10 protein-coding genes are annotated in these 13,766 nt (G+C 72.1%); 5 read left to right on the top strand and 5 right to left on the bottom strand.

The window, feature by feature from the left end; genetic code table 11:
* Positions 1 to 122 precede the first annotated feature (122 nt).
* Entirely contained in the window at positions 123 to 983 is an 861-nt protein-coding gene (locus ACWF9Z_RS22725) for an esterase/lipase family protein (RefSeq protein WP_453604644.1), read from the bottom strand.
* Between the two features lie 238 nt (positions 984 to 1,221).
* Between ACWF9Z_RS22725 and ACWF9Z_RS22720 the strand changes: the two genes are divergently transcribed.
* Positions 1,222 to 2,340, top strand: a complete 1,119-nt coding sequence (locus tag ACWF9Z_RS22720) for a DUF3533 domain-containing protein (RefSeq protein ID WP_453604642.1) — start codon at positions 1,222 to 1,224, stop codon at positions 2,338 to 2,340.
* Positions 2,341 to 2,544: 204 nt separating this feature from the next.
* Here ACWF9Z_RS22720 and ACWF9Z_RS22715 read toward each other — a convergent pair whose 3' ends face one another.
* The gene (locus tag ACWF9Z_RS22715) at positions 2,545 to 4,197 is read right to left on the bottom strand and encodes an amidohydrolase (protein ID WP_453604640.1); all 1,653 of its coding nucleotides are present in this window, start codon (positions 4,195 to 4,197) and stop codon (positions 2,545 to 2,547) included.
* A 51-nt stretch (positions 4,198 to 4,248) separates the two neighbouring features.
* Positions 4,249 to 5,646, bottom strand: coding sequence for a purine-cytosine permease family protein (locus tag ACWF9Z_RS22710; RefSeq protein ID WP_453604639.1), 1,398 nt, complete (start codon positions 5,644 to 5,646; stop codon positions 4,249 to 4,251).
* A 157-nt stretch (positions 5,647 to 5,803) separates the two neighbouring features.
* Here ACWF9Z_RS22710 and ACWF9Z_RS22705 point away from each other — a divergent pair, with 157 nt between their 5' ends.
* Positions 5,804 to 6,409, top strand: a complete 606-nt coding sequence (locus ACWF9Z_RS22705; RefSeq protein ID WP_453604637.1) for a TetR/AcrR family transcriptional regulator — start codon at positions 5,804 to 5,806, stop codon at positions 6,407 to 6,409.
* Between the two features lie 76 nt (positions 6,410 to 6,485).
* Here ACWF9Z_RS22705 and ACWF9Z_RS22700 read toward each other — a convergent pair whose 3' ends face one another.
* Together ACWF9Z_RS22700 and adhE are read right to left on the bottom strand one after the other, a co-directional pair.
* Complete coding sequence (locus tag ACWF9Z_RS22700) at positions 6,486 to 6,932, bottom strand: hypothetical protein (protein ID WP_453604636.1); 447 nt, start codon at positions 6,930 to 6,932, stop codon at positions 6,486 to 6,488.
* Positions 6,933 to 7,038: 106 nt separating this feature from the next.
* Entirely contained in the window at positions 7,039 to 9,720 is a 2,682-nt protein-coding gene (adhE, locus tag ACWF9Z_RS22695) for a bifunctional acetaldehyde-CoA/alcohol dehydrogenase (RefSeq protein ID WP_453604634.1), read from the bottom strand.
* Positions 9,721 to 10,059: 339 nt separating this feature from the next.
* On the opposite strand from adhE, the gene ACWF9Z_RS22690 reads away from it, so the two are divergent.
* The 3 genes from ACWF9Z_RS22690 (at position 10,060) to fxsBH (ending at position 13,670) form a co-directional block, all read left to right on the top strand.
* Positions 10,060 to 10,923 (top strand): alpha/beta fold hydrolase, encoded by an 864-nt coding sequence (locus ACWF9Z_RS22690; protein WP_453604757.1) that lies wholly within the window; start codon positions 10,060 to 10,062, stop codon positions 10,921 to 10,923.
* A gap of 276 nt (positions 10,924 to 11,199) precedes the next feature.
* Positions 11,200 to 11,364: an FxSxx-COOH cyclophane-containing RiPP peptide gene (fxsA, locus tag ACWF9Z_RS22685; RefSeq protein ID WP_453604633.1), complete on the top strand. Its 165-nt coding sequence runs from the start codon at positions 11,200 to 11,202 to the stop codon at positions 11,362 to 11,364.
* A gap of 29 nt (positions 11,365 to 11,393) precedes the next feature.
* A complete protein-coding gene (gene fxsBH / locus ACWF9Z_RS22680) occupies positions 11,394 to 13,670 on the top strand; it encodes a radical SAM/SPASM protein FxsBH, inactivated beta-hydroxylase extension form (protein ID WP_453604631.1) in 2,277 nt (758 codons plus the stop codon).
* Positions 13,671 to 13,766: the final 96 nt, after the last annotated feature.

Raw genomic sequence — 13,766 nt, 5'->3', positions numbered from 1 at the left:
GTGGGCGCGCCCCCCCCCCGCTCCCCCGCCGGGCCCCCGCCGCGGCCGCCGGCGGGGGGGGGGCGCGGGCCCCCGCCGCCCCCCCCCCCCCCCCCCTCGGTCCACCTCGGGCCGCCTGTCCGTCAGTCGAAGACCGACGCGCAGGTGGTCCGCTCAGCGTGCGCCGGATCGAGGGCGTTGGCGGCCTCGTGCCAGGCGATCCGGTCGGTGAGACCGATGGCCACGTGCTCCGACAGGTCCACCGCGCACAGGTCCTGGAGCAGCACGTTGCGGACGTTCGCACCGTCGAGGAACTGGCTCCGGTACGGGGTGACCACCTCGTCGTAGCGGGTGGCGATCACCGTGTAGTGGACCCCGGGGACGGTGTCCCCGCCCGCGTTCAGCTTGTTCTGGAAGGCGGATCCGGCGATCTGGTCGGCGAGCCCGGGCGTGGAGGCGCTGATCAGGTCCTCGGCTCCGGGGAAGTACGGGAGGAGCTGGGTGAGACCGTTCAGCGTGGTCCCGTGGTGGTCGGGGGCGAGGCCGACCAGGGCGTTGACCTTGGCGCCGCCGCCGAGGAACTTCAGGTAGTAGCGCGGCATCATGCCGCCCTGGGAGTGGCCGACGATGTCCGTCTTGGCCGCGCCGGTGGAGGCGAGCACCTTGTCCACGAAGGTGGCGAGCTGGCCGGCCGACTGGTCGATGGGTCCGAGCCCGTTGAAGAGGGGCACTCCGGGCAGCTGCCCGTAGTCGAGGGAGTAGACGCAGTAGCCCCGGTGGACGAGGTACGGCGCGAAGCCGAGCCAGTTGTCCACGGAGTTCCCGAAGGTCCCGTGGACCAGGACGACGGGGCGGGGGTGGGCGGCGGACGGCTTGCAGGACCAGTTGTTCCAGCCGCTGCTCGGCGCCGAGGCGGCCTGGGCCGCGCCGGTGGGGGTGACGAGTGCGGCGGCGGTCAGGGTGAGGACGGCCAGCGGGCGGAGCAGGCGTCTCCAGGGCAGCATCGTGTGATCTCCTTGCGGGTCAAGGGGAGTGACGAGGGGATGGCGCGGGAATTGCGTGGGGGTTCATCCCGTGATCCGGATCACAAGGGGGGCTGCATTCGCTAAATTACGGGCGGGTAGCAAGTCTGGGAAGTTACGCGTCGGTAAAAAGATGAGCCCGGTTCGAAAAGGAACCGCCGTTCGTCCGTTCGGCCCACCCCTGCTGCGCCGGGCCCCGGGTGCGCCGAGCGTGTGAGACATGACCCAGCCCACCCCCGCAGACACAGGGCCGTCCCGCGGATTCCTCGCGGAGATCAAGGACGCCGTGACCACCCGGGCCGCCCTGCTGGTCCTGGGCGTACTCGCGCTCCAGCTCGCCTTCATCACCTCGTACGTCGGGGCCTTCCACCACCCCAGACCGAGCGGGATCCCGTTCGCCGTGGCCGCGCCCGTCGCGCAGGTCGCCGAGCGGTCCGCGCAGCAGCTCGACACCCTGCCCGGCACGCCGCTCGACGCCCGCGCCGCCCAGGACGAGGCGGCCGCGATGAAGTGGATCATGAACCGGGAGGTGGACGGCGCGCTGGTCATCGACCCGGCCGGCACGACCGACAAGCTGCTGGTCGCGAGCGGCGCCGGGGCCTCCCTGTCCCAGGCCGTCGCGGAGGTCGTCCTCGTCGTCGAGAAGGCCCAGGGCCGCACCGTCCGGATCGTCGACGTGGTCCCGTCGGCGGCCGGCGACGGGCGTGCACTGAGCTCCTTCTACGTGGTCGTCGGCTGGTGCGTGGGCGGCTACCTGTGCGCCGCGATCCTCGCGATCAGCGCCGGCGCCCGGCCCGCGAACATGCACCGGGCCGTCATCCGGCTCGGCGCGCTGCTCGTGTACGCGATCGTGGCGGGGCTGCTGGGCACCGTCATCGCCGGTCCCGTCCTGGGCGCGCTGCCCGGCAGCATCCTGGGCCTGTGGGGGCTGGGCACGCTCGTGGTCTTCGCGGTCGGCGCGATCACGCTGGCCTTCCAGGGTCTCGCGGGCGTGGTCGGCATCGGCCTGGCGATCCTGCTGGTGGTGGTCCTCGGCAACCCGAGCGCGGGAGGCGCCTATCCGTATCCGCTGCTGCCGCCGTTCTGGAAGGCCATCGGCCCGTGGCTGCCACCGGGCGCGGGTACGTACGCCGCGCGCTCGATCGCCTACTTCAAGGGCAACGACCTCACCGGGCCGTTGCTGGTGCTGAGCGGCTGGGCGGTGCTCGGCTCGGCCGTCACCGTGGCCTGCGCGGTGTTCCACCAGGACCGGACCGGGGCGGCCGTGGGCAGCGGGCTCCCCGACGGCCCCGGGGACCCGGGCCCCTCCGGCTCGACGGCGCCGGCGACCGGCCCGTGAACCGTCCCGTCCCGCGCGACCGCCGCAGGACGGGAGGGTTCCCGGCCCCCGAGGAGCACCCGCAGACGTGACCGGACGGCTCGGGCCCGCCGTGGACGGCGGCCCGGCCAACCCCGTGGACCGCGGGCCGGACGGCCCCGTGGACGGCGGCCCTGCGCGCCCCGCGCCCGCCCGCCCGCCCGCCCCGATGGCGCCGGGGCCGGTTCAGCCGGCCCGGTGGACCACCTCGCCCGCCACCACCACGGTTTCGGCGACCGTGCCCGGGATGAGTTCCGGGGCCACCTTCAGGATGTCCCGGGACAGGACCACGAAGTCCGCGGCCTTGCCCACGGTCAGGGAACCCCGTTCCTCGTCCAGGAAGTTGGCGTACGCCGAGCCCATCGTGTAGCCGTACACCGCCGTCGCCGCGTCGACCGTCTCCTCGGGCTGCCACGGGTCGCCGCCGCCCAGCGGGCGCCGGGTCAGCGCCGTGTAGATGCCGATCATCGGGTCCATCTCGGCGACGTTCCAGTCACTGGAGAACGCCAGGACCGCCCCGGCCTCGGAGAGGCTGCGCATCGGCCACGCCTTGTGCCAGCGCTCCTCCCCCACGTTGCGCGCCCAGTCCTGGCCCGGACCGGCGATCTCCGGCGCGCAGTGCCTGGGCTGCATGCAGGCGACCACGCCGAGCTCCTCGAAGCGCGGCACGTCCTCGGGATCCAGGCATTCCACGTGCACCACCTGGTGGCGGGCGTCGCGCGGGCCGTTCACCGCCCGCGCGTGCGCGACGGCGTCGAGGACCGTGCGGATGCCCCGGTCGCCGGTGGCGTGGACGAAGCACTGGAAGCCGCGCGCGTCCAGGCGGGCGAGGAGCTCCGCGAACTCCTCCGCCGGGTAGAAGGTCTCGCCCCGGTGCGAGCCGCAGCCGGTGTAGGGCTCCAGCAGCGCGGCCGTGCGCGGTTCCACCACGTCGTCGATGTACAGCTTGAGCGGGCCGACCCGCAGCCGGTCCCCGGTGTACCTGCGGGCCGCCTCCGCGAAGAGGCCGAGGTCCTCGTCGGTGGTGCCGCGCGGGTGGAACAGGGCGGCCACGATCCGCGAGCGCAGCCGCCCCTCGGCGCGGGCCCGCTCGTACAGCGCCAGGTCGTCCAGGGAGTTCTGGGGTTCCACGACCGTGGTGATGCCGAAGCCGATCGCGTCGTCGAGGCTCTTGGCGAGGCGGCCGTACTGGCGGTCCGGCGAGGCCCACGGCACGCCCAGGTCGCGCAGGGCGCGGTGGCCGTCGCGGGAGAGGCCCTTGATGGCGAAGTCCTTGACGAATCCGGTGGGCGCTCCGGTCAGCGGATCCACGGCCGCCGTGCCGAAGGGCAGGTCGGTACGGTCCTTCGCGACCCCGAGGCGGTGCATCGCGGCCGTGTTCAGCCAGGCCGTGTGCACGTCGTAGGAGAGCACGATCGCCGGGACGTCCCCGGTGACCGGGTCCAGGTCGGCGGCGGTGGGCATGCGCCCGCCGGGGATGGCGGAGTAGTCGAAGGCCTCGGCCTCGATCCACTCGGCGTCCGGGTTCGCCTCCCGCCAGGCGCTTATCCGCCCGAGGACGGCGTCCAGCGTCCGCGCCCCGGCGAGCTGTACGCACGCGCCGTCCGAGCCGAGCCGGACGTGGTTGTGGGCGTCGATGAAGCCGGGCAGCACCAGCCGCCCGCCCGCCTCGACGCGCTCGGTGCGGGGGCCCGCCCAGGCTTCGGCCTCCGCGTCCGGGCCGACCCAGACGATCTTCCCGTCGAGCACCGCGAGGGCCTCGGCCTCGGGCAGGCGGGGATCCACGGTGTGGATGCGGGCTCCGGTGAGCAGCAGGTCGGCGGGGGTGGGGTGTGACATGGGGTGGTGCTCCTGTGCAGAGGGGGCGGGGAAGGGCCGTACGGGAAGGCCTCAGGCGGCCGGGGCGTACGCGGGCAGCCGCCGGGCGAGCGCCGCGTACGTGAGCCCGGCGACGACCGAGCCGAGCAGGGTGAGGTCGGCGCCGCCGAGCGGGGCCACGAGCGGGCCGGTCCACAGCTCGGAGTCGCAGGTCAGGGCGGCGAAGGCGATGCCGGCGAGCAGGGCGGTCATCCCGGCCGGGTGGTAGCCGGAGCGGTACCAGTAGGCGCCCTCGCTCCCGGCGTGCAGCGCGTCGGAGTCGTAGCGGCAGCGGCGCATCAGCATGTCGGTGAGGAAGACCCCGCCCCAGGGGGCGAACACGATGATCAGCAGGGAGAGGAAGGAGAGCAGCGAGGTGGTGAAGTCGGTCAGGAAGAGCGCGGCGAGCGATCCGGCGGCGGTCACGGCGGCGCTGATCACGATGGCCCGGGACCGGCTCCACGGGATGCCGAGGACCTGGAGGTTCAGGCTGGAGGAGTAGAGCGTGATGATCGAGTTGGTGACGCAGCCGCCCAGGACGAGGGCCAGGAACAGCGGCTGGAACCAGCCCGGCAGCAGGCTCTCGGCCCCGGCCACGGCGTCGGTCATGTCGGTCTGGGTGGCGGCGGCGACGCCCGCGACGCCGAGGGCGACGGAGGAGACGAACCCGCCCAGCGCGCCCATCCACGTGATCGACTTCAGGGAGGTGGCGCGGGGCAGGTAGCGGGTGTAGTCGGCGGGCATCGGCAGGTACGAGAACGGTCCCGCGAGCATCACCACGAAGGCCAGGCTCCACCCGGACAGGCCGGGGGCCGCGGCGTCGGCCGCGGCGGTGGTCTCGGCGCCCGGCAGGACGAAGACCAGCAGGGCCCCGAAGCCGACGGCGAGCACGTAGGCCATCCAGCGCTCGGCGAACTGCACCGTGGCGTGACCCCACATGGCGACGGCGAAGGTGAGCGCGAGGGTGACGCCGAGCGCGAGGGCTCGGATGGCGGTGCCCTCGCCCAGGCCCACTTCCGCGAAGAACACCTCCAGCGCCAGGGTGCCGACCACGGTGTTGACGATGGTGTAGCCGATGCTCACCACCCAGTTCAGGACCCCGGCCGGCCAGTTGCCCCGGACGCCGAAGGCGGCCCGTGAGATGACCAGGGTGGCGGTGCCGGTGCGGATGCCGCTCAGCCCGGCGGCGCTGACCGCGAAGAAGGAGAGCCCGCTGATCACGACCACGGCGGTGGCCTGCCAGAAGGAGAGGCCGAAGGCGACGGCGAGGGCGCCGTTGATCACGTAGGTGAAGGTGAGGTTGGAGCCGAACCAGAGCCAGAACAGGTCCTTGGCATCGCCGTGGCGCTCGGCGTCGGGGATCGGGTCGATCCCGTGGGTCTCGACTCTGAAGACCTCGTCGACGTCGGCCGTCGTCTCCTGCTGTGTCATGCGTCTGCCCCTGACCTTCGAGCCGGCGAACCGTGAGCGACCTTGAACGCCGTTCTAAGTTCTTGAATGGCATTCAAGATGCGCTGCCGACCCGGAGCCCGTCAAGACCCCGGCCGGGATAAGGTCGGGAGCACGAGGGACCGGGAAGGCGGCAGGCGTGGCGGGAGCGGCACGGCGGCGCGACGGGCAGATCGCCCAGGAGCGGATGCTGGAAGAGGCCATGGCGGCGATCGCCGAGGGCGGGCTGGCCACGCTCACCATGTCCGCGCTCGCCGAACGGCTCGGCACGAGCGGCGGCCACATCCTCTACTACTTCGGCAGCAAGGACCGGCTACTGCTGGCGGCGCTGCGCTGGAGCGAGCAGCAACTGGCCGTCGAACGAGCCGAGTTGCTGAACCGGCGGGTCACCGCCCACCGCAAGCTCGCCCTCTTCCTGGAGCTGTACCTGCCGCGCGGCCCCCGGGACCCGCGCTGGACGCTCTGGATCGAGCTGTGGGCCCGTACCGCGTCGAACGAGGCGTTGCGCACCGCGCAGCAGGAGATCGACGACGGCTGGCAGGACGACCTGGAGGCGCTGCTCGCCAAGGGCGTGGACCAGGGACGCTTCGACGCCGGCCTGGACGTCCACGCCCGCGCCTCGGAGCTGCTCGCCCTGCTCGACGGGCTGAGCACCCGCGTGGTGCTGGGCCAGCGCGACGCCGCCCGGACCACGTCCCTGGAGCGTGCCCGCGCGGCGGCGGCCCTGCTGATCCCGCACACGTAGGCCACACGCGGAGGCCGCCCCGGGGGCTCCCGGCCGGGCGCCCCCGGGGTTCGGGTGATCCTGCCGGATCACCCGATCACTTGACCCCCATGTCGCTCCGGATCAGGGACACGGCGGAGGCCAGGAGGCCGATGGCCCTCTGCACCTCGCGGATGCCCTCGTTGGTCTGGGGCTCGTCCTTCTTGTCGACCCCGGTGACACACGCGTTGCCCCCGTGCTCGAAGTCGGTCAGGGCTTCCGCCCAGAAGTCCTTGGCCTTCTCGCTCGGAGGAGCGCCGGACTTCTTCGCCTTGGCCACCGCCGTCAGCAGCTCCTGACAGGCGGTGCGCTTGTCGTCCATCACTTGCATGCTCGCCGTGTTCACGTGGCTCGAGCTGTCGGAAAGCGCCTTGATCCTGTCGTCGCCCCCCGAGGACCACCAGTCCTTCAACTCATCGGCCGGGGTCGAGCTGCAGCCGACGAGCAGCACTCCGGTGGCGACGGTGGCGGTGGCGACGGTGAGTAAGCGGACGCCGAAACGCATGGAACCCCCCCTTGTTCGAATCCCCCCGATGGTGCCAGGAACCACCTGGCCGGGGAGGGTCAACGCTCGAACTGCCGACCGCGGCCACCCCCGTGCGGAGGAAGCGCTACTCCTTCCCGACGGCGGCCTTCCCGGCGGCGGCCTTCCCGGCGGCGGCCTTCCCGGCGGCGGTCTTCCCGGCCGGTGCGCCCTCGGCGTTGCCGTAGTAGGCCTGCAGCATGAGCCGCTTCAGGTCGTCGATCATCGGCATCCGCGGGTTGGCCGGCGCGCACTGGTCGGCGTAGGCGTTCATGGCCTGGACCGGCAGGGCCTCGATGAAGGCCCGCTCGTCCACGCCCTCCTCGGCGAAGGAAGCGGTGATCCCGCACCGGGCGCGCAGGTCCTCGACGGCCCTGGCGTAGGACTCGACGCCCTCGGCCGCCGTGGCGGCCGGCAGCCCCAGCATCTTCGCGATCTCCTGGAAGCGCTCCGGCGCCCGGTACACCTCGGCCTTCGGCCACGGGGTGGCCTTGTGGGTGACCGTGCCGTTGTGGCGGATCACGTGGGGCAGGAGCAGCGCGTTGGTGCGGCCGTGGGCGATGTGGAAGGTGTTGCCCAGGGTGTGCGCCATGGCGTGGACCATGCCCAGGAAGGCGTTGGCGAAGGCCATGCCCGCCACCGTGGAGGCGTTGTGCATCTTCTCGCGGGCCTCGGGGTCGTTCGGGCCGTCGACCACGCAGCGCTGCAGGTTCTCGAAGATGAGCTTGACGGCCTGGAGGCACAGACCGTCGGTGTAGTCGTTCGCGTAGGCGGAGACGTAGGCCTCGGTGGCGTGCGTCAGGGCGTCGAAGCCGGAGTCGGCGGTCACCTCGGGCGGCAGGCCCATCGGCAGCACCGGGTCGACGATGGCCACGTCCGGGGTCAGCGCGTAGTCGGCGAGCGGGTACTTCCGGGCCGCGGCCGGGTCGGAGATGACGGCGAACGGGGTGACCTCGGAGCCGGTGCCGGAGGTGGTCGGGACGGCGACCATCCTGGCCTTCTCGCCGAGCGAGGGGAAGGTGTAGGCGCGCTTGCGGACGTCGAAGAACTTCTCCTTGGTGTCCCCGAACTCCACCTCCGGGCGCTCGTACATCAGCCACATGATCTTCGCGGCGTCCATCGGCGAGCCGCCACCGAGGCCGATGATCGTGTCGGGCTGGAAGTCGCGCATCATCGCGGCGCCGGCCTGGACGGTGGCGAGCTCCGGGTTGGGCTCGACGGTGTCGATGACCTGAAGGGCCACGGCGCCCTCGCGGGCCTGGAGGATGTCCACGACCCTCTGCACGAAGCCGATGGCGACCATCGTCTTGTCGGTGACGATCGAGACCCGGCTGATGCCCTCCATCTCACCGAGGTAGCGGAGGGAGTTGCGCTCGAAGTAGATCTTCGGCGGGACCTTGAACCACTGCATGTTGGTGTTGCGCCGTCCGATCCGCTTGACGTTGATCAAGTTGACGGCGGTGACGTTGTCCGACACCGCGTTGTGTCCGTACGAACCGCAGCCGAGGGTGAGCGAGGGGAGGAAGGCGTTGTAGACGTCGCCGATGCCGCCGAAGGTGGAGGGCGCGTTGGCGATGACACGGATCGCCTTGACCTTCCTGCCGAACTCCTCGATCAGTTCCTCGTCCTCGGCGTGGATGGCGGCGCTGTGCCCCAGGCCGTGGAACTCCACCATCGCGGCGGCCAGTTCGAGGCCGTGCCCGGTGTCGGAGGCCTTCAGCACGGCCAGTACCGGGGAGAGCTTCTCGCGGGTCAGCGGCTCGTTCTCGCCGACCTCGCCGCACTCCGCGAGGAGGACCGAGGTCTCGGCCGGGACGGTGAAGCCGGCCTGCTCGGCGATCCACTGAGGGGACTTGCCGACGACCGCCGGGTTCAGCCGGGCGCCGCAGGCGTCGGCCGCGTAGGCGGTGGTGCCGAAGACGAACTGCTCCAGCTTGGTCTTCTCGGAGGCGGAGACCACGTGGGCGCCGAGCCGTTCGAACTCCGCGAGGCCCTGCTCGTAGATCTCGGCATCGAGGATGACGGCCTGTTCGGAGGCGCAGACCATGCCGTGGTCGAAGGCCTTGGAGAGCACGATGTCGTGGATCGCGCGGCCGAGCCTGGCGCTCTTGTGGACGTAGGCGGGGACATTGCCCGCGCCGACGCCGAGGGCCGGCTTGCCGCACGAGTAGGCGGCCTTGACCATGGCGTTCCCGCCGGTCGCCAGGATGGTGGAGACGCCCGGGTGGTTCATGAGGGCGCCGGTGGCCTCCATGGAGGGGGCGGCGATCCACTGGACGCAGTCGGCGGGCGCCCCGGCGGCGACGGCGGCGTCGCGGACGGTGCGGGCGGCCTCGGCCGAGCAGTTCTGCGCGGACGGGTGAAAGGCGAAGATGATCGGGTTGCGGGTCTTCAGCGCGATCAGCGCCTTGAAGATCGTGGTGGAGGTCGGGTTGGTGACCGGAGTCATCGCGCAGACGACGCCGACCGGTTCGGCGATCTCCGTGATGCCGTTCAGCTCGTCGCGGCGGATGACGCCGGCGGTCTTCAGCCCGCGCATCGAGTTCACCACGTGCTCGCAGGCGAAGAGGTTCTTGACGGCCTTGTCCTCGAACAGGCCGCGGCCGGTCTCCTCCACGGCGAGCCGCGCGAGCTCCCCGTGCCGGCTCAGCGCGGCCAGCGAGGCCTTCTTGACGATGTGGTCGACCTGCTCCTGGGGGAACGACGCGAACCGGTCGAGCGCCGTGAGCGCTCCCCGGACCAGTCCGTCCACCGTCTCATCGGCCTGCATGGCGGAACTCCTTCATTTCGACGCGACCCGAACCGCTTTCCTGACGACTCAATTCGACACCCAAAAGCGGAAGCCGCGGCGCCGAAAAGGCCCTTTACCGGTGGGACGAAGGGCCCTTCACATCCCGTTCGCGCCCCCTCCCCTATGCGCCTGACCTGCACGAACGGCTCGGGACCTAAGACCCCCGCGCACTTGTGAAAACATTCACAAGAATTTCGAACGAAGTGCGCCCTACCGCACTCCTCCCCCAGCGAGCACAATCCCTGTGACGAGTCGCGTCGACCGTGAGGGAGGGAGCGCGTGCGCAGTCAGGTGCGCGTCGCGGACGGACGGAATCTGATGGTGGAGCGCTGGGGCGACCCGGACGGCAAACCCGTTTTCCTGCTCCACGGGACCCCCGGAAGCCGGCTGGGCCCCGCGCCCCGGGGCATGATCCTCTACCAGCGCCGGATGCAGATCATCGCCTACGACAGGCCCGGCTACGGCGGCTCCGACCGCCACCCGGGCCGCACGGTCGCCGACGTGGCCCAGGAAGTGGCCGCCATCGCCGATCGCCTCGGACTGGACACCTTCGCGGTGGCCGGCCGCTCCGGCGGCGCCCCCGGCGCCCTGGCCTGCGCCGCCCTCCTGCCCGACCGGGTCACCCGGACGGCGGCCCTGGTCTCCCTGGCCCCCCGGGACGCGGAGAACCTCGACTGGTTCGAGGGCATGTCCCCGTCCAACGTCCGGGAGCACTCCACGGCCGGCCGGGACCCCGAGGAACTCGCCGCCCGGCTGATCCCGCGCGCCGCCGGCATCGCCGAGGACCCCGGCCGGCTCCTGGACGAACTGCGCCGCGAGCTCACCGACAGCGACCGCATGATCGTCGCGGACGCGGGCCTTCGGGCCATGCTGCTGCGCAACTACCGCGAGGGGGTCCGCACCTCCGCCTACGGGTGGATCGACGACGCCATCGCCTTCAGCAACCCGTGGGGCTTCGACCCCGCCGACATCCGCTGCCCGGTGCTGATCTGGCACGGGGAACTCGACGTGTTCTCGCCGGTGGGGCACTCCCGCTGGCTGGGCCGCCGCATCCCCGGGGCCACCACCACCATCGTCCCGGCCGCGGCCCACTTCGCGTCGCTGCACGCCCTGCCCGACGTACTGACATGGCTGCTCAGAGAGCTGCCGGCGCCACCTGTCAACGAGCAGCAGCCGGCCTAGGAAGCCTCGGAGGAGGGCACCGGAAGGGGGCGGAAAGGGAAAAGGATCTTGCCGTCAGGCAAACGGCCGAATACAGGAACCCTCGAGATTCGGTCATTTTTTCCACGGGCGCTTGACCGTTCGTCACATCTGGGCGGTCAGGAGGTCACGTTATAGGCGTCCTGTAGGACGTTTAGCGCGACGATCGAGACGTGGGGAGGTAAAGTCCGCGCCAGACACTGGCTTCTCGCCGATGTCAACCCTTCCCCTTTCCACGACCTCCCCGAGGACGGCGTCATGAACACCTCCGCAACCCCCCCGACCAGCACCGTCAAGTCCTCTCGCGTCCCGCTCGACCGGATCGATGTGCGCGGTACGCGCGCGGCCGCGACCCTGGGCCGCGTCCTGCCGACGGAATCCGGCCGGCAGGTTCAGGCGCCGATCTTCAACTCCGCGCTCTGATACGGAAGTAAGCGCTCTAGACTGGTGGAATGACCGGCCTGATCGCTTTCCGCGAGATCGTCCTGAAAGTTCACAGCAGATGCGATCTTGCTTGTGATCACTGCTACGTCTACGAACATGCAGATCAGAGCTGGCGAGCCCGGCCGAAAGTGATCTCCCCCGAGGTCATTTCCCAGACCGCGTCGCGGCTCGCCGAACACGCAAAGGCACACGCACTTCCCTCCGTCACAGTGATCCTGCATGGAGGGGAACCGCTCCTGGCGGGGACCAGCCGACTCAGGCTGGTCTGCGAAGAATTCACCCGCGCCCTCGACGGAATCGCCGCCCTCGACCTGCGCATGCACACCAACGGCCTACAGCTCAGCACCCGCTATCTCGACCTCTTCGCGGAATACGGGCTCAAGGTCAGCGTCTCCCTCGACGGAGACCGCGCGGCGAATGACCGCCACCGCCGCTTCGCCGACGGGCGCACCAGCCATCCCCTGGTCCTGGCCGCCGTGGACCTCCTGCGCAGCGAGCCGTACCGCCACCTCTACCAGGGCCTGCTCTGCACCGTGGACGTGGCCAACGACCCCGTCGCCGTGCTCGACGCCCTCGTCGAACTCGCGCCGCCGCGCGTGGACTTCCTCCTCCCCCACGCCACCTGGCAGACGCCCCCGGTCCGGCCCGACGGCGCCCCCGACTCCTACGCGCGCTGGCTGCTCCAGGTCTTCGACCACTGGGAGCGCCGCGATCGCCCGGTCCCCGTGCGGATCTTCGACTCGCTGTTCTCCACCCTGAACGGCGGCCCCAGCCTCACCGAGTCCCTCGGCCTCGCGCCCACCGACCTGGTCGTGGTCGAGACCGACGGGAGCCTCGAGCAGGTGGACTCCCTCAAGAGCGCCTTCGACGGCGCCGCGGCCACCGGGTTCAACGTCTTCGACCACGCGCTGGACCAGGTGGCGGCCCATCCCGGGGTCCGCGCCCGGCAGCTGGGCCTGTCCGGCGTCAGCGGTACGTGCCGGCGGTGCCCCGTCGTACGGTCGTGCGGGGGCGGGCTCTACACGCACCGCTACAAGGCCGACCCGGCCGCCGGGGCCGACGCCGGGGACTTCGACAACCCCTCCGTGTACTGCACCGACCTGCGCGAGCTCGTCGACGGCGTCGAGGGCCGTACGGGCGCCCGCGCGAGCGCGCCCGAACTGTCCGACCCGGTCCGGCTCGCCGGTTCCCAGGAACAGCTCACCCGGGACCTGCTCGCCCTCCTGAACGACGGCCGGACGGGTGATTCCGACTGGGCGCGGGCCTGGGAGGTACTCGGGGCCGTGGAGCGGGCCGGGGACGCGGGCGCGGACGCGCTGGACGCCGTACTGGCCCACCCGTACACCCGGACCTGGGTCATGGCCGCGATCGAAGCCGAGCGCGAGGGCCGCGGCGACGGCCCGGAGGCGGCCCGCAGGCTGACCGCGCTGGCCGCCGCCGCCGTCCTGCGCGGCGGGCTCGACCTGCCCGCGGACGTCGCCTACCGGGACGGCGAGGTCTACCTGCCGACGCTCGGGCTGCTGCGCCTGGGCGAGCCCGGCACCGACGGGCGGGCCGCCCTGCACGTCACCGACGAGGGGTACGCGGTGCGCGAGGAGGGCCGCCCCGAGCACCGTTTCGGGCCCGCCGCGGGCGACGCGCGCTGGCAGCCCGTACGGACCTGGTCGCCCGGACCGGACGCGGCCCCGGTGGCCCTGGAGGACCTGGACCCCCACCGCAACTGCTTCGCCCGTCCGCCCCGGCTGCGCCTGGGCTCCGGGGAGGCCGGCGAGTGGCGCGCGCGCCTGGACGGAGCCTGGGCGCAGCTGGGCGCGACCGTACCGGAGTTCGCGCGGGCGGCGGCCACCGGGATGACCACCCTGACCCCGCTCGCGGGCGGTCCGCGGGCCGGCGGCTGGGGCGAGGCCGGGCGGCACGGGCCGGGCGCGCTCGGGGTGCCGTACGCGGCGGGGGTGCGCGAGACCGCGCTCGCGCTGCTGACCGGGCAGCGGCGGGGCCGGCTGCAGGCGCTGACCGAGGTGGCCGACCTGTACGCCCTGGACGGGGAGTGGCAGCACCCCTCGCCGTGGCGGGAACGGCCGGTGCCGGTGTCCCGGCTGCTGGCCGACGTGCACGAGCGGGTGGCCGTGGAGGCCTACCTGCGGGCCGCGGCCATCGCCGAGCCGGGCGGGGTGGACCTGATCCACCGGGCCCTGGACCGGCTGTCGGAGGCGGCCGAGCTGACGAGCACCGGCAAGCTCCTCGTGGAACAGCTGCGCTGGGAACTGAAGGCGGTCGACGCGTGATCCCGCCGGCCGCCGACGGCCGGCCGGCCGGTGCCGCCTCGGGTCCCGGCCACGGATCCGTCGCCCGGCCCGGCCACGGCGCCGCGACCGGTGCCG

The sequence above is a fragment of the Streptomyces sp. NPDC054961 genome, from assembly GCF_053609145.1.
The sequence above is the reverse complement of the archived record's forward strand: the minus strand, read 5'-3'. Positions and strand labels throughout refer to the sequence as shown.